The organism is Massilia agrisoli (assembly GCF_020831365.1).
GTDB lineage: Bacteria > Pseudomonadota > Gammaproteobacteria > Burkholderiales > Burkholderiaceae_D > Telluria_A > Telluria_A agrisoli.
Genome location: NZ_JAJHPV010000014.1, coordinates 152,190 through 168,391 on the forward strand (window position 1 = coordinate 152,190; position 16,202 = coordinate 168,391).

Annotated in this window: 15 protein-coding genes; 12 read left to right on the top strand and 3 right to left on the bottom strand. The window is 67.6% G+C overall.

Features of this window, described 5'->3' with window-relative positions; all coding sequences use genetic code 11:
- Positions 1–4: 4 nt before the first annotated feature.
- A complete protein-coding gene (locus LMJ30_RS14990) occupies positions 5–841 on the bottom strand; it encodes a universal stress protein (RefSeq protein WP_229433143.1) in 837 nt (278 codons plus the stop codon).
- Between the two features lie 179 nt (positions 842–1,020).
- On the opposite strand from LMJ30_RS14990, the gene LMJ30_RS14995 reads away from it, so the two are divergent.
- The 12 genes from LMJ30_RS14995 to LMJ30_RS15050 all read left to right on the top strand — a co-directional run bounded on the left by LMJ30_RS14995 (position 1,021) and on the right by LMJ30_RS15050 (position 14,053).
- Positions 1,021–3,702 (top strand): bifunctional acetate--CoA ligase family protein/GNAT family N-acetyltransferase, encoded by a 2,682-nt coding sequence (locus tag LMJ30_RS14995; protein WP_229433144.1) that lies wholly within the window; start codon positions 1,021–1,023, stop codon positions 3,700–3,702.
- Positions 3,703–3,844: 142 nt separating this feature from the next.
- Positions 3,845–5,263 carry an oxygen-independent coproporphyrinogen III oxidase gene (hemN, locus tag LMJ30_RS15000; RefSeq protein WP_229433145.1) on the top strand — a complete coding sequence of 473 codons (1,419 nt, stop codon included), beginning with the start codon at positions 3,845–3,847 and terminating at the stop codon, positions 5,261–5,263.
- A 10-nt stretch (positions 5,264–5,273) separates the two neighbouring features.
- On the top strand, positions 5,274–6,026 hold the full coding sequence (locus tag LMJ30_RS15005) for a sulfite exporter TauE/SafE family protein (protein WP_229433146.1): 753 nt from the start codon (positions 5,274–5,276) through the stop codon (positions 6,024–6,026).
- Positions 6,023–8,434 (top strand): heavy metal translocating P-type ATPase, encoded by a 2,412-nt coding sequence (locus LMJ30_RS15010; protein WP_229433147.1) that lies wholly within the window; start codon positions 6,023–6,025, stop codon positions 8,432–8,434. The genes LMJ30_RS15005 and LMJ30_RS15010 overlap by 4 nt, the downstream gene beginning before the upstream one ends.
- On the top strand, positions 8,435–8,596 hold the full coding sequence (ccoS, locus tag LMJ30_RS15015) for a cbb3-type cytochrome oxidase assembly protein CcoS (protein ID WP_229433148.1): 162 nt from the start codon (positions 8,435–8,437) through the stop codon (positions 8,594–8,596). It begins immediately after the preceding gene.
- A 96-nt stretch (positions 8,597–8,692) separates the two neighbouring features.
- Positions 8,693–10,120: a cytochrome-c oxidase, cbb3-type subunit I gene (gene ccoN, locus LMJ30_RS15020; RefSeq protein WP_229433149.1), complete on the top strand. Its 1,428-nt coding sequence runs from the start codon at positions 8,693–8,695 to the stop codon at positions 10,118–10,120.
- 19 nt (positions 10,121–10,139) lie between these two features.
- Entirely contained in the window at positions 10,140–10,754 is a 615-nt protein-coding gene (gene ccoO, locus LMJ30_RS15025; protein WP_229433150.1) for a cytochrome-c oxidase, cbb3-type subunit II, read from the top strand.
- A gap of 1 nt (position 10,755) precedes the next feature.
- Positions 10,756–10,944, top strand: coding sequence for a cbb3-type cytochrome oxidase subunit 3 (locus LMJ30_RS15030; protein ID WP_229433151.1), 189 nt, complete (start codon positions 10,756–10,758; stop codon positions 10,942–10,944).
- Positions 10,937–11,875: a cytochrome-c oxidase, cbb3-type subunit III gene (gene ccoP, locus LMJ30_RS15035; RefSeq protein WP_229433152.1), complete on the top strand. Its 939-nt coding sequence runs from the start codon at positions 10,937–10,939 to the stop codon at positions 11,873–11,875. Before LMJ30_RS15030 ends, ccoP begins: the two co-directional genes overlap by 8 nt.
- Positions 11,872–13,266 (top strand): cytochrome c oxidase accessory protein CcoG, encoded by a 1,395-nt coding sequence (ccoG, locus tag LMJ30_RS15040; RefSeq protein WP_229433153.1) that lies wholly within the window; start codon positions 11,872–11,874, stop codon positions 13,264–13,266. Before ccoP ends, ccoG begins: the two co-directional genes overlap by 4 nt.
- A gap of 14 nt (positions 13,267–13,280) precedes the next feature.
- The gene (locus tag LMJ30_RS15045; protein WP_229433154.1) at positions 13,281–13,814 is read left to right on the top strand and encodes a FixH family protein; all 534 of its coding nucleotides are present in this window, start codon (positions 13,281–13,283) and stop codon (positions 13,812–13,814) included.
- A gap of 8 nt (positions 13,815–13,822) precedes the next feature.
- Positions 13,823–14,053: a hypothetical protein gene (locus LMJ30_RS15050; protein ID WP_229433155.1), complete on the top strand. Its 231-nt coding sequence runs from the start codon at positions 13,823–13,825 to the stop codon at positions 14,051–14,053.
- A 22-nt stretch (positions 14,054–14,075) separates the two neighbouring features.
- Here the strand turns inward: LMJ30_RS15050 and fnr are convergent, their stop codons facing one another.
- Positions 14,076–14,840: a fumarate/nitrate reduction transcriptional regulator Fnr gene (fnr, locus tag LMJ30_RS15055; RefSeq protein WP_229433156.1), complete on the bottom strand. Its 765-nt coding sequence runs from the start codon at positions 14,838–14,840 to the stop codon at positions 14,076–14,078.
- Between the two features lie 96 nt (positions 14,841–14,936).
- Complete coding sequence (gene rhlE1, locus LMJ30_RS15060) at positions 14,937–16,184, bottom strand: RNA helicase RhlE1 (protein WP_229433157.1); 1,248 nt, start codon at positions 16,182–16,184, stop codon at positions 14,937–14,939.
- Between the last annotated feature and the right edge of the window lie 18 nt (positions 16,185–16,202).

The following is a 16,202-nucleotide window of genomic DNA, read 5'->3' on the forward strand; positions in this document are numbered from 1 at the left end:
CCTCCTAGTGCGACATCAGCACCGGCACCGTCATGGTGCGCAGCACGGTCTCGGTGGCGCCGCCCAGCAGCAGCTCGCGCAGTCGTGCGTGGCCGTAGCCGCCCATGACGATCAGGTCGGCGTTGCGGTCGGCCGCCATCGACAGCAGCGCATTGCCGACGTCGATGCCAGTCTGTTGCAGCGACACTTCGATATTCACGCCGTGGCGCGCCAGGTACAGGGCGATATCGGCGCCGGGCTGCTCGCCGTGGGCGTCGAAGGGGCTGGGGTTGAACACCGCGATCGTCACATGGCGCGCGCGCTTGAGCAGCGGGATCGCGTTGGTCACGGCGCGGGTGGCCTCCATGCTGGCGTCCCATGCGACCAGCACGTTGTCGCCCAGCCGTTCGAAGGTGCCGGCGTAGGGCACCACCAGCACCGGCCGCGCGCTGTTGAGCATCACGTACTCGGGCAGGCGCGGCGTCAGGCGCGCCGACTGGTCGTCAAGGTCGGTCTGGCTGACTACCACCAGGTCGGCATAGCGCGACTGCAGCGCCAGCCCGCCTTCGGGTTCGTCATCGACCAGCCGGCGTTCGCAGGTCGGCACCCCGGCTTCCGCGGCCAGCGCCTCGAAGCGTGCGAGCGACTCGCCGGCGCGCTGGTACAGTGCATCCATGTGCATCGCCACCACGGTGCGGGTCAGGTCGATGCTGCTGTCCTGGTACAGGAAGCGCGAAATACCCGTCATGGCCGTTCCCACCAGGTGGGCGCCCTCGGCCAGGGCGAGGCGGGCGGCGACGCGCACGCGCTCTTCGGCATGGCGCGACGAATCGGCGTGGACGAGTATGGTCTTGTACGACATGGCAAATCCTTTCGCATGAAGTGGACTGTATGACACTAGATTAGGCCGCGCCACGGCCTGCGTCCAGCAGGGATTTTGAAAGGCAAGGGCGGGTTCCGGTATTTTTGATGCACATCAACTAATTTGCCGCGCTGGGCCACTAAGCTGCCCGGCTCCTGAACAACAAGAAGGTGCTGACCATGAGCGTGAGGAACCTGGACCAGCTGTTCGCCCCCCGTTCGGTGGCCGTCATCGGCGCCTCGCTGCGCCCGCACAGCGTAGGCGCCACGGTGCTGCGCAACGTGCTTGCGGCCGGGTTCAAGGGGCCGGTGTATCCGGTCAATCCCAAATACGACACGCTGTGCGGGCTGCGCACCTGGCCCGGTGTCGAAGCCTTGCCCGAAGCGCCCGGCCTGGCCATCATCTGCACGCCGGCGGCGACGGTGCCGGCCATCGTGCGCCAGCTCGGCGCGGCCGGCACGCGCGCGGCGATCATCCTCAGCGCCGGCCTCGGCGCAGGAACGGATGCCCACGGCCGTACCTTCAAGCAGGCCGCGCTCGATGCGGCGCGCCCCTACGTGCTGCGCCTGCTCGGCCCCAACTGCGTCGGCCTGCTGGTGCCGGGCATCGGCCTGAACGCCAGCTTCGCCCACACCGGCGCCATCCCCGGGCGGATCGCCTTCGTATCGCAGTCGGGCGGCATGGTGACCGCGGTGCTGGACTGGGCGCGTTCGCGCGGCATCGGTTTTTCGAAGTTCATTTCGCTGGGCGAAAGCGCCGACGTCGACTTCGGCGACGTGCTGGACTTCCTCGCCAGCGACGCCGACACCGGCGCCATCCTGATGTACATGGAAGACGTGCGCCATGCGCGCAAGTTCATGTCGGCGGCGCGCGCGGCAGCGCGCAGCAAGCCGGTGCTGGTGCTCAAGGCCGGGCGCATGCCGGAAGGGGCGCGCGCCGCCGCTTCGCACACCGGCGCGCTGGCCGGCGCCGACGACGTCTACGACGCCGCCATCCGCCGCGCCGGCATGCTGCGGGTGCTGACCACCGAAGACATGTTCGCCGCCGTCGAGACGCTGGCGCACGCGCGCACCCGCGGCGGCGAGCGGCTGGCCATCATGACCAATGGCGGCGGTCCCGGCGTCATGGCGGCCGACGCGCTGGGCGCGGCCGGCGGCACGCTGCCTGCGCTCAGCGCCGCGACCCTGGCCAGCCTGGACGCGGTGCTGCCGCCGACCTGGTCGCGCGCCAACCCGGTCGACATCATCGGCGACGCGCCGGTGCAGCGCTACTGCGACACCCTCAGCGTGCTGCTGAACGACCCTGGCAACGATGCGGTGCTGTTCATCCATGCCCCCACCGCCATCGTGCCCAGCGCCGACATCGCGCGCGCGGTGGCGCCGCTGGCAAAAGCCGCGTCGCGCAGCGTGCTGGCTTGCTGGCTGGGCGGCGACGGGGTGCTCGAGGCGCGCCGGATCTTTGCGGCCGAAGGCATTCCTGCCTATGCCACGCCCGAAGAGGCGGTCAGCGCCTTCATGCAGGTCGCCCAGTACCGGCGCAACCAGGACCTGCTGATGCAGGTGCCCGCGACGGTGGCGGTGCATGTGGCCGAAGGGCGGGCGGTGGCGGCGCAGGTGGTGCGCGCGGTGCTGGCAAGCGGCCGCTCCATCCTCACCGAGCCGGAGGCCAAGCAGGTGCTGGGCGCCTATGGCATCCCGGTGGTCCAGACCCGCACCGCCGCCGATCCGGGCGCCGCGGCCGAGGCGGCCACCGCGATCGGCTATCCGGTCGCCGTCAAGATCCTGTCGCCCGACATCACCCACAAGTCCGACGTCGGCGGGGTGGCGCTCGACCTCGACACCGCGGAGGCGGTGCGCGCCGCCGCGACCCGCATGCAGCGCCGCCTCGGCCAGCTCATGCCCGGCGCGCGCCTCGAGGGCTTCACCGTGCAAAGCATGGCGCGCCGTCCGCAGGCGCACGAACTGATTGTGGGCGTGGCGACCGACCCGGTATTCGGGCCGGTGATCCTGTTCGGCCAGGGCGGCGTCGCGGTCGAGGTCATGGCCGACCACGCGGTCGGGCTGCCGCCGCTCAACGCCGTGCTGGCGCGCGACATGATCTCGCGCACCCGGGTGGCCAGGCTGCTGGCCGGCTACCGCAACCGGCCGGCGGCCGACATCGACGCCATCGTCCGGGTGCTGGTGCAGGTGTCGCAACTGGTGGCCGACATCCCCGAGCTTGTCGAACTGGACATCAATCCGCTGCTGGCCGACAGCGAAGGGGTGATCGCCCTCGACGCCCGCATCCGGGTCGAACTGGCCGACCAGACCGCCAGCACGCTGGACCGGCTGGCGATCCGTCCCTATCCGGCCGAACTGGAAGAACAAGTGGTGTGGAATGGCGAAACGCTGACACTGCGGCCGATCCGCCCCGAGGACGGGCCCGCGCACCTGGCGTTTTTCGCCGCCCTGACGCCGGACGACGTGCGCTACCGGATGTTCGTGCGGGTGCGCGAGCTGCAGCCGTCGCAGCTGGCGCGCTTCACCCAGATCGACTACGACCGGGAAATGGCGTTTATCGCCACCCGCGCCTTACCAGGCGGCGGCGAACAGACCCTCGGGGTGGCGCGGGTGGTGGCCGACCCGGACAACATCCAGGCCGAGTTTGCCGTCACCGTGCGCTCCGACCTCAAGGGCCACGGGCTGGGGCGGGTCCTGATGGAAAAGCTGATTGCCTACTGCCGCACGCGCGGGACCCGCGAAATCGTCGGCGAGGCGCTGCCCCAGAACGCCCGCGTGATCAAGCTGGTGCGCAAGCTGGGCTTCGAGGTCACGCCCAATCCCGCCGAAGACTCGGTCCACCTGAGTTTGCGGCTGGACTAGTAACATCTTGCTAATTGCTTGCGGCGGCCGGGCTGGAACCGGGCCCGCCGCGGGGTGCTTCGGCCGTTTTTGATCCACCGCAAGGATTTTGCAGGTGCTGATCAATAGACTGCGCTTACAGTCAGGTTTGGAGCAACACTCAATGAACGTATCCGCAATACCGGTAGCCGCCGTCCCCAGCGTCGAATTCGACGGCGCGCTCATCCGCAAGCTGAGCCAGTCCGGACCCCGCTACACCTCGTACCCGACCGCCGACCGTTTCAGCGAGAGCTTCGGCTACCGCGATTACCTGCAGGCAGTGGCCGGCCTGCGCACGCGCGGCGTCGCCAAGCCGCTGTCCCTGTACCTGCACATCCCGTTCTGCGACACCGTCTGCTACTACTGCGCCTGCAATAAGATCGTCACCAAGAACCGCGACAAGGCGGTCACCTACCTGAGCTACCTGAAGCGCGAAATCGAAATGCAGGGCCGCCTGTTCGCCGGCATGAACCAGGTCGAGCAGCTGCACCTGGGCGGCGGCACCCCGACCTACTTCTCGGACGAGCAGATGGGCGACCTGATGGCGCATGTGCGGCGCTGGTTCCAATTGGCGCCGGACGCCGTGGGCGAATACTCGATCGAGATCGACCCGCGCACGGTGTCGCCTGAGCGCGTGCACAGCCTGCGCCGCCAGGGCTTCAACCGGGTCAGCCTGGGCGTGCAGGACTTCGACCCTGACGTGCAGCGCGCCGTCAACCGGGTCCAGCCCGAGGACGACACCCGCGACATCATCAACGCGGCCCGTGCCGCCGGCTTCCGTTCGGTGAGCGTCGACCTGATCTACGGCCTGCCGAAGCAGAACGTCATCAGCATGGCGCAGACGCTGGCCAAGGTGATCGCCGCCAGCCCGGACCGGATCGCGATCTACAACTACGCGCACCTGCCGCACCTGTTCAAGTCGCAGCGCCGCATCGTCGACGCCGACATGCCAGGCGCCGACGCCCGCCTCGACATGCTGGCGCTGTGCGTGCGCCGCCTGGTCGACGCCGGCTATGTCTATATCGGCATGGACCATTTCGCGCGCCCCGGCGACGACCTCGCGGTGGCGCAGCAGCAGGGCCGCCTGCACCGCAACTTCCAGGGCTATTCGACCCACGCCGAAGCGGACCTGGTGGCGTGCGGCGTATCGGCCATCGGTTCGGTCGGCGCCACCTATAGCCAGAACGTCAAGACCCTGGACGCGTATTACGATGCGCTCGACAAGAACGAGCTGCCGGTGGTGCGCGGCGTGCGCCTGTCGATGGACGACGCGCTGCGGCGCACCGTCATCCAGACGCTGATGTGCCATTTCGAGCTGTCGGTGCAAGCCATCGAGCAGGCCTACCCGGTGGAATTTGCCAGCTATTTCGAGGCCGAACTGGAGCGCCTCAAGGCGCTGGCCAGCGACGGCCTGCTGTCGGTCGGGCCCGAGTGGCTGACGGTCACGCCCAAGGGCCGGCTGCTGATCCGGAACATCTGCATGGTGTTCGACCGCTACCTCACTTCGGCGCCGCAGCTTGCGCGCTACTCGAAGACCATCTGACAGGCATCGCATGCAAAGCATTCACCTGTTCCCGGTCTTTCTCATCGGGCTGTTTGGCAGCGTCCACTGCGCCGGCATGTGCGGCGGGATCGTCAGCGCCTTCTCGATGGCGCCCCCGGCCGTGCGGGCCTTCCCGGTTCCGGTCGCAACCCGCGGCGCCCCGCGCGTACCGGCCCGCGTGCTGTCGTATAACGCCGGCCGCATCGCGTCCTACATGATGGCCGGCGCGCTCGCCGGCGGCCTGGCCAATGGCGCGCGCACCCTTGCGGGCCTTGGCGGCCTGCAAACGGCCGGCTACTGGCTGGCCAACCTGATGCTGGTCGCCCTCGGCCTGCACCTGATGGACGCATGGCGCGGCCTGGCCCATGTCGAGACGATCGGCGGCGGCCTGTGGCGCCGCCTCAAGCCGCTCGGTGCGCGCCTGCAGCCGCTCGACGGCGCGGGCAAGCTGTTCGGCCTGGGCGTGCTGTGGGGCTGGCTGCCGTGCGGGATGGTGTACAGCGTGCTGGTCACCGCGATGCTGAGCGGCTCGGCCGCTTCCGGCGCCGCCGTAATGCTGGCGTTTGGCCTTGGCACCTTGCCAATGCTGGTGACGATGGGCGTGGCTGGCGCCCGCCTGCGCGCGGCGATGCAGCGGCGCGCCGTGCGCGTGGCCGCCGGCCTGCTGGTGCTGGGCTTCGGCCTGGCCGGCGTGGCGCGCGCGGCAACCGGCGGCCAGGCGCACTGGCTGGACCTGTTCTGCATTCCGGGGCTGGCGCCATGAATGCCGTGCTGGCCCCGCGCGACTGCTTCCACTGCGGCCTGCCGGTCGCGCCGGGCAGCAGCTGGGAGGTCGCCATCGATGCGGTGGCGCGCCCGATGTGCTGCCCCGGCTGCGCCGCCGTCGCGCAAGGCATCGTCGATGCGGGTTGCAGCAGCTACTACAGCGCGCGCACCGAATTTGGCGCGCGCGGCGAGGACGTGCCGCTGGTGCCGGCCGAACTGGCGCTGTGCGACGAAGGGCGCGGCGCGGCCGACGGCCAGGCCGATGCGGTATTTTCGGTCGAAGGCATCCGCTGCGCGGCCTGCGTCTGGCTGATCGAGCGCAAGGTGGCGCGGGTGCCAGGCGTGCTGTCGGCCGAGATGAACGTGGCGACCGAGCGCCTGTCTGTGCAATGGCAGGCCGGAGCCTGCAAGGCCAGCGACATCCTGCTGGCGCTGCGCCAGGTCGGCTATGCCGCATGGCCCTACGATCCGGCGCGCCATGGCGAACAGCTGGACAGGGCGCGCAAGAAGCTGTTCCGCCAGCTGTTCATCGCCGGCCTGTCGATGATGCAGGTGATGATGTACGCCGTGCCGGTCTACCTGGCCACCGACGGCACCATGGACGCCGACATGACGGCGCTGATGCACTGGGCGTCGCTGCTGCTGACGCTTCCCGCGGTGCTGTACTCGGCCCAGCCGTTCTTCCGCGGCGCCTGGCTGAACCTGAAGCAGGGCATGCCCGGCATGGACGTGCCGGTCGCGCTGGGGATCGGGGCGGCGTTCGCCGGCAGCGCCTGGTCAGTGCTGCGCGGCGAGGGCGACGTCTGGTTCGACTCGGTGACGATGTTTATCTTCCTGCTGCTGGCCAGCCGCTACCTCGAGCTGGTGGCGCGCCGCAAGGCCGCGCAGGCGCTGGAAAAACTCCAGCATGCGCTGCCCGCGTCGGCGCTGCGCATGCCGGGCTACCCGTCGGTGCGCGACACCGAAGTGGCGGCTGCGTCGCAGCTGCGCGAAGGCGACATCATCCTGGTCCGTCCGGGCGAGGCGCTGGCCGCCGACGGCGTGATCGTCGAAGGCGACACCGAGCTTGACCTGGCGCTGCTGACCGGCGAGAGCCGCGCCCAGGCGCGCAAGGCCGGCGACGAAGTGCCCGGCGGCGCAGTCAACGCCGGCCAGGCAGTGGTGCTGAGGGTGGTGCGCGGCGCGCGCGACAGCACCCTGTCGCGCCTGGTGGCGCTGGTGGAACGGGCGGGGCAGGGCAAGCCGCAGCTGGCGCTGTGGGCCGACAAGGTGGCCGCCTGGTTCGTCGCCGCGCTGCTGGTGCTGGCGCTGCTGGTGTTCATCGGCTGGCAACTGACCGACCCCGCGCGCGCGTGGGAAGTGGCGATCGCGGTACTGGTCGTGTCGTGCCCGTGCGCGCTGTCGCTGGCCACGCCGACTGCGCTGGCGGCGGCCACCGACATGCTGGTGCGGCGCGGCGTGCTGGTGGTCCAGCCGCATGTGCTGGAAACGCTGCATCGCGCCACCCATGTCATTTTCGACAAGACTGGCACGCTCACCGAAGGCAAGCCGGTGCTGAACCATATCGCCCTGTTCGGCGGCGCATCGCGCGAACGCTGCCTGCAGCTGGCGGCGGCGCTGGAGCAGTCGAGCGCCCATCCGCTCGGCGCGGCCATCCGCGCCGCCAGCACCGCGGCGCCGCTTGACGCGCAAGACGTCACCAACGTGGTGGGGCAGGGGATCGCAGGCTGCGTCGATGGCCGCGCGTACCGGCTGGGCCGGGCCTCGTTTGTCGCAGCCATCAGCGGCGCCTTGCCGGCGGCGGCCGACGGCGACATGACCGCGGTCTATCTCGGCGACGCTGGCGGCCTGCTGGCGCGCTTCGTCCTGGCCGACGCCTTGCGCGCCGATGCGCCGGCCGTGGTGCGCCAGTTCCAGCGCGCCGGCAAGGAAGTCATCCTCCTGAGCGGCGACCAGCAGGACGTCACCGAGGCGATTGCAGCCGAGCTGGGAATCACCCGCGCCGTCGGCGGCCAGCTGCCGGCCGACAAGCTGGCCTTCGTGCAGGCGCTGCAGGCCGACGGCGCGGTGGTGGCGATGGCCGGCGACGGCATCAACGACGCCGCGGTGCTGTCGGCGGCCGACGTGTCCTTTGCCATGGGCGGCGGCGCCGCGCTGGCCCAGCTCAATGCCGACTGCGTGCTGCTCGGCGGGCGCCTGGGCGCACTGGGCGAAGCGGCTGCGACGGCCACGCGCACCCTGGCGGTGATCCGCCAGAACCTGTGGTGGGCCAGCGCCTACAACGTGGTGGCGATCCCGGCCGCCGCATTCGGCTTGCTCAACCCGTGGATGGCCGGCGTCGGCATGTCGCTGTCGTCGGCCGTGGTTGTCATCAATGCACTGCGCCTGCGGCGCGCGAAGGTATAAATGGAAGCGCTGTTCCTCCTCGTTCCCCTCAGCCTGATCGTCGTCGCGGTCGCGGTCTGGATCTTCTTCGGCGCCTCCGACAGCGGCCAGTTCGATGACCTCGACGGCCCGGCGTTGCGCATCCTCCACGACGACGACGGCAATCCGCCAAACATGCACTGATCTGGCCGGTTTTGATTCACATCAAGGATTTTTGGGGTGCGGAAATCTAACCTTGAGCCTGTCATCAATTTCATAGCATTATCCAGGAGAAGCATTTTGGACACAGGTCTGAATTACAACTACAAGATCGTCCGGCAGTTCACGATCGCCACCGTGGTCTGGGGCGTCATCGGGATGCTGATGGGCGTCGTCATCGCGGCCCAGCTGGCATGGCCGTCGCTTAACTTCGACACGCCATGGCTGACCTACGGGCGGCTGCGTCCGCTGCACACCAATGCCGTGATTTTCGCGTTTGGCATCTGCGGCCTGTTCGCCACCTCGTACTACGTGGTGCAGCGCACCTGCCAGGTGCGCCTGTTCTCCGACAAGCTGTCCGCTTTCACGTTCTGGGGCTGGCAGGCGGTGCTGGTCGGCGCCACCATCTCGCTGCCGATGGGCTTCACGCGCGGTAAGGAATACGCCGAGCTCGAATGGCCGATCGCGATCCTGATCACGGTGGTCTGGGTGGCCTACGCCGTGGTCTTCTTCGGCACCATCCTCAAGCGCAAGGTCAAGCACATCTACGTTGCCAACTGGTTCTTCGGCGGCTACATCCTGGCTGTCGCCGTGCTCCACATCGTCAACGGCATGGCGATCCCGGTATCGGCCATGAAGTCGTACTCGGTCTACTCGGGCGTGCAGGACGCGATGATCCAGTGGTGGTACGGCCACAACGCGGTCGGCTTCATCCTGACCGCCGGCTACCTGGGCATGGTCTACTACTTCATCCCGAAACAGGCCGAGCGCCCGGTGTACTCGTACCGCCTGTCGATCGTGCACTTCTGGGCGCTGATCTTCACCTACATGTGGGCCGGCCCGCACCACCTGCACTACACCGCGCTGCCTGACTGGACCCAGTCGATCGGCATGGTGTTCTCGCTGATCCTGCTGGCGCCGTCGTGGGGCGGCATGATCAACGGGATCATGACCCTGTCGGGCGCCTGGCACAAGCTGCGCTCCGACCCGATCCTGAAGTTCCTGATCGTCTCGCTGTCGTTCTACGGCATGGCCACCTTCGAAGGCCCGATGATGTCGATCAAGACCATCAACTCGCTGTCGCACTACACCGACTGGGGCATCGCCCACGTCCACGCCGGCGCGCTTGGCTGGGTAGGCTTCATCACGATGGGTTCGATCTACTACCTGGTGCCGCGCCTGGCCGGCAAGACCGCCATGTACAGCACCCGCCTGATCGACCTGCACTTCTGGGTCGCGACCATCGGCATCGTCCTGTACATCGCTTCGATGTGGATCGCCGGCGTGATGCAGGGCCTGATGTGGCGCGCGGTCAACCCGGACGGCACCCTGACCTACACCTTCGTCGAAGGCGTCAAGGCGACCTATCCGTACTACGTGATCCGTTTCGGCGGCGGCCTGCTGTACCTGTCGGGCATGCTGGTCATGGCTTACAACACCTGGATGACGATGCGCGACACGGTCAGCGTCGATGCGCGCATCCCGGCGATCAACCCAATTCACGCTTAATACTGCAGGAGCTTTTTTCATGAAATTTTCACACGAGTGGATCGAGAAGAATCCATGGCTCCTGATCGGGCTGGTGGTGCTGGTCATTTCCTTCGGCGGCCTGGTAGAGATCGTGCCGCTGTTCTTCCAGAAGTCGACCACCGAGCCGGTCGCCGGCCTGAAACCCTACTCGCCGCTGCGCCTCGTCGGGCGCGACGTGTATATCCGCGAAGGCTGCTACAACTGCCATTCGCAGATGATCCGGCCGTTCCGCGCCGAGACCGAGCGCTATGGCCACTACTCGGTGGCCGGCGAATTCGTCTACGACCATCCGTTCCAGTGGGGCTCGAAGCGCACCGGCCCGGACCTGGCCCGCGTGGGCGGCCGCTACAGCGATGAATGGCACCGCGCGCACCTGGACAACCCGCGCGACCTGGTGCCCGAGTCGAACATGCCGTCTTACCCGTGGCTGGCCAACGCCCAGCTGGTGCCGTCCGAGGTGACAGCCAAGATGCGCGCGATGAAGACCCTCGGCGTGCCGTACACGGATGAAGAAATTGCAGCTGGCCCCGCCCAGCTGGAGGGCAAGACCGAGCAGGACGCGCTGATCGCCTACCTGCAAGGCCTGGGCACCCAGATCAAGACAAGGAACTGACATGGCACTCGAACAGATTTTTGACAGCGCAAGCAGCGTGATGACGGTGATCAGCTTCACCACCTTCCTCGGCATCTTGCTGTGGACCTTCGTCCTTAACCGTGGCCGCGACTTCGACGCCCAGGCGGCGCTGCCGTTCGCCGACGCCGAAGCCGACACCATGCACGCGCGGGAGAACGGCCATGGCTGATTTCACCAGCGGGTTCTGGGACCTGTATATCTCGATCATCACGATCCTGTCGATCCTCGGCTGCGGCATCCTGCTGTGGTCGCAGTCGGTGCACAAGGTCAAGTCGAAGGACGAAGCGGTCGGCACCACCGGCCACGTCTGGGACGACGACCTGACCGAACTGAATACGCCGATGCCGCGCTGGTGGATGTGGCTGTTCTACATCACCATCGTGTTCGGGCTGGCCTACCTGGTGCTGTATCCGGGCCTCGGCAGCTACGCCGGCAAGCTTGGCTGGCAGTCCAGCGGCGAGTACCAGGACGAGCTGAAGGCGGCGCAGGCCGAGTACGGCCCGCTGTTCGCCCGGTACGCCAGCCAGGACCTGGTGGCGGTGGCCGCCGACCCGCAGGCCCAGGCCATCGGCGAGCGCCTGTTCCTGACCTACTGCGCCCAGTGCCACGGTTCGGACGCGCGCGGCTCCAAGGGATTCCCCAACCTGACCGACGGCGACTGGCTGTACGGCGGCGAGCCTTCGGTGATCAAGACCACGATCATGCAGGGCCGCGCCGGCCACATGCCGCCAATGGGCGCGGCGGTCGGCTCCGAGAAGGACATCGAGAACGTGGCGCATTACGTCAAGAGCCTGTCCGGCTCGACCGCCGACCCGATCAAGACGGCCTTCGGCAAAACCAAGTTCGCTGCCTGCGTGGCCTGCCACGGCGCCGGCGGCGCGGGCAACCCGATGCTGGGCGCGCCCAACCTGGCCGACAAGGTGTGGCTGTATGGCGGCAGCGCCGAGACCATCATCGAAACCATCCGCAAGGGCAGGTCCAACAGCATGCCGGCCTTCAGCGACTTCCTGGGCGAGCCGAAGGTGCATGTGCTGGCGGCCTACGTCTGGAGCCTGTCCAACCCTTCACAACCAGGCAAGTCTGAACTGGCGCAAAAATGAAAGACGCAGCACCAACCGAACATGTGATCAAGATGTACGCCAAGCGCGAGGAGATCTACCCGCGCGAAGCAAAGGGGCGCTATGCGACCCTGCGCTGGGCCTGCGTGTGGCTCACGCAGCTGGTGTTCTACGGCCTGCCCTGGCTGCAGTGGAACGGGCGCCAGGCGGTGCTGTTCGACCTCGGCGCGCGCAAGTTCCACATCTTCGGGCTGGTGCTGTGGCCGCAGGACTTCATCTACCTGGCCGCGCTCCTGATCATCAGCGCATACCTGCTGTTCCTGGTGACGGCGGTGGCCGGGCGCGTGTGGTGCGGCTTCGCCTGCCCGCAGACCGTGTACACCGAAGTGTTCATGTGGATCGAGCGCAAGATCGAAGGTGCGCGCAGCGCGCGCATCCGGCTTGACCGCCAGCCGTGGAGCGTGGAAAAGGTGGCGAAGAAGGCCGCCAAGCACCTGGCCTGGGGCGCGGTCGCGCTGTGGACCGGCATCACCTTCGTCGGCTACTTCACGCCGATCGACACCTTGCTCGCGTCGATCGCCGTGCTCGCGCTGGGGCCGTGGGAAGCGTTCTGGGTGCTGTTCTATTCCTTCGCCACCTACGGCAACGCGGGCTGGCTGCGCGAGCAGGTCTGCAAGTACATGTGCCCGTACGCGCGCTTCCAGAGCGCGATGTTCGACAAGGACACCCTGATCGTCACCTACGACAGCGAGCGCGGCGAGCCGCGCGGCGCGCGCACCGGCAAGCAGCCGGCCACGCCGAAGGGCGACTGCATCGACTGCAATATGTGCGTGCAGGTGTGCCCGACCGGGATCGACATCCGCAACGGCCTGCAGTACGAATGCATCGGCTGCGCCGCCTGCGTCGACGCCTGCAATTCGGTGATGGACAAGGTCGGCCTGCCGCCTGGCCTGATCCGCTATTCGACCGAGCACGCCATGCAGCAGCGCTGGAGCGCGCGCGCGATCACGGCGCGGGTGCTGCGCCCGCGCGTGCTGATCTATACCAGCCTGCTGGGGCTGATCGTGTTTGCCTTCTTTACCTCGCTGGCCATGCGCACGCCGCTGAAGATGGACGTGATCCGCGACCGCGGCGCAATGGGGCGCGAAGTCGACGACGGCGCCATCGAGAACGTCTACCGGCTGCAGGTCATGAACACGTCGGAGAAAGCGCACACCTTCCGGATCACGGTGGCGGGCATCGACAGCATCCGCCTCGAATCGCCGCAGGACGTGCGCATCGAAGGGGCCAGCACGCGCGCGGTGCCGGTGCTGGTGCGGATCGACCACGCAACCGGCAAGCGCGGCTCCAACCCGATTGCATTTGCGATTGAAGCGGTGGATGATGCGGGCCTGCGCGTCGAAGAAAAAGCCGTGTTCCTCGTGCCGAAATAACCCAGGAGAATTGGATGACCCTCAACCCGAAAGAGCAGGCAGCGGCGCGCCGCCCCTGGTACACGCACCGCTGGCCGTGGCTGCTGATGCTCGGCCCGGCGCTGGTGCTGGTGGCCGGCGCGATCACCGGCTACCTTGCGGTGACCCGCGAAGACGCGGTGGTCGTGGACGACTACTACAAGAAGGGCAAGGCGATCAACCAGGACCTGCGCCGCGACAAGGTGGCCAGCAGCATGCAGCTGGCCTTCGCGGCGCGCCACGACCCGGCGGCCGGCACGCTCGAAGGCGTCCTGACCAGCCGCGGCCAGCCGGTGACGGCGCCGTTCCGCATCCGCCTTGCGCACTCCACCCAGCCGAAGAAGGACATGGTGCTGGAGGCCGTGCCTGGTCCGGGCGGGCGCTTTACGGCTTCCTTGCCCGTGCTTGAGCAGGCGCGCTGGCGCGTGGTGGTGGAAGGCCCGGCCAACGACTGGCGGCTGGCCGGCACCTGGCAATGGCCGCAGGAGCGCGCACTGGAATTGCGCGCCGACCCGGAGGCGGCAAAATGAGGAAGGGGATGCTGAAACTGGCGATGGTGGTGCTGTGGCCGTCCTTCATGGCGGCGGTGCTGGCCGTGGGGCTGTTCTTTTCGGTGTTCGACCCCGAGCAGCTGCCCCGGGCCGAGATGATGAGCCCGATGGCCGTCTACACGGCGGGCTTCTTCGGCTTCTGGGGGCTGGGCGCGCTGGCCAGCATGCTGACGTATTACCTGGTGGCGGTGCCGGGCGACCACAACCCGCCGATCTGAGCCGCCAGGCTGCCCAGGCCGCTCAATTCATCGGGCTGCACACCTCGGTGCCGGCGGCCATCGCCTTCAGGTGCGGGCCGTTGAGCAGGGTGACCTCGCGCTTGTCGACCGCGATCCAGCCTTGCTTCTTGAAGCGCGACAGCAGGCGGCTGACGCTTTCGATCGTCAGGCCGAGGTAGTTGCCGATGTCTTCACGCGACATGCGCAGCTGGAAGCTGTTGGGCGAATAGCCGCGCGCGGCGTAGCGGGCCGACAGGTTGATCAGGAATACCGCGAAGCGCTGCTCGGCGCGCATGTTCCCCAGCAGGAGCATGACATTTTGCTCACGCGTAATTTCCTGGCTCATGATGCGGTGGAAATGGCGCAACAAGGTCGGCACTTCGCTGAACAGTTCTTCCAGCCGCGAAAACGGAATCTCGCACACTTCGCTGTCCTCGAGCGCGACCGCATCGCACTGGTGGCGGTCGCCGCTGATGGCATCCATGCCCAGCAGCTCGCCGGCCATCTGGAAGCCGGTGATCTGCTGCTCGCCGGCCGCGTTGACCTGGTAGGTCTTGAAGTGCCCGAAGCGGATTGCGTACAGGTTGCGGAACGGCTCGCCCATCTGGTACAGGCGCTCGTCCTTGGCCAGCCGGCGGCGCTTGCCGATGATCTTGTCGAGCCGCGTAATGTCCGCGTCATCCAGCCCCATCGGCAGGCACAGCTGGTGCATGCTGCAGCCAGCGCAGCTCGCTTTGAGTGCGCTGACGGTGATCGGTTCGGGGACGTAGCTAAGAATTTGGGCCATGGCAATTTCCGTCGGGCGTAATTCCCGCCATTATAGACGTCAAGCAGGGTTAGCGGTGAAACCTATGTGGCTAGGAAATATCTTGTATCGAGAATATTAACCTTGCCTGAAACGCACATCCTCGCTGACGACCTTCGCATCCTTCGGCTTCTTGGGCTTTTTCGGCTTCCTGACCACTTCGCCGGACGCGTTGGTCACGGGCACCCGGTGGTCCGGCGCGAAACCGGGCTCCTCGATCCGCTCCAGCGTCTGGCGGGTCAGGGTTTCGATCGCCGCCAGCTGGCGCACCTCGTCGGCGCAGACCAGCGACACCGCCTCCCCCGACGCGCCGGCGCGCCCGGTGCGGCCGGTGCGGTGGATATAGTCCTCGGCCACGATCGGCAGGTCGAAGTTGACCACGTGGGGCAGGTCGTCGATATCGAGGCCGCGCGCGGCGACGTCGGTGGCGACCAGGATCTTCACTTCGCCGGCCTTGAAACGCTCAAGGGCGCGCAGGCGCGCCGGCTGCGGCTTGTCGCCGTGGATCGAATCGGCGGCGATGCCGCGCGCGGCCAGCTGGGTCACCAGCTCCTCGACCCCGTGGCGGGTCTTGACGAACACCAGCACCTGGCCCCAGCGGTTCTTCTTGAGCAGGTGCAGGAACAACTCGGGCTTGCGCTTTTTATCGACCGGCACCGCCCACTGGCGGATCTTCTTGACGGTGGTGTTGCGCGGCGATGCTTCCAGCGACAGCGGGTCGCTCAGCAGCTTGGCGGCCATCGCCCGGATCGCATCGGAGAAGGTGGCCGAGAACAGCAAGGTCTGGCGCTTCTTCGGCAGCGCCATGAAGACGGCGTCGAGCTCGCGCGAAAAGCCCAGGTCCAGCATGCGGTCCGCTTCGTCCAGCACCAGGGTGATCAGCTGGTGGAACTTGACGGCGTTCTGGCCGTGCAGGTCGAGCAGGCGGCCGGGCGTGGCCACCATCACGTCGACGCCTTTGCGCAGCTTCATCATCTGCGGGTTGATGCTGACGCCGCCGTATGCCACCATGGTGCGCAGCGGCAGGCTGGCGCCGTAAGCGCGGAAGCTTTCGTGCACCTGCTCGGCCAGTTCGCGGGTCGGCACCAGCACCAGCGCGCGCACGCAGTTGCTGCCCACCTGGGGGCCTTCCATCGTCAGGCGCTGCAGCAGGGGCAGGGCGAAGCCAGCGGTCTTGCCGGTGCCGGTCTGGGCCGCAGCCATGACGTCGCGCCCGGCTAGCACGGCAGGGATGGCCTGCGCCTGCACCGGGGTCGGCGTCTTGTAGTCCAGGGTTTCGAGGGTGCGCAGCAGTGGGTCGATCAGACCGAGCGAAGCAAACGACATGTGGGTATACCTTGCAGC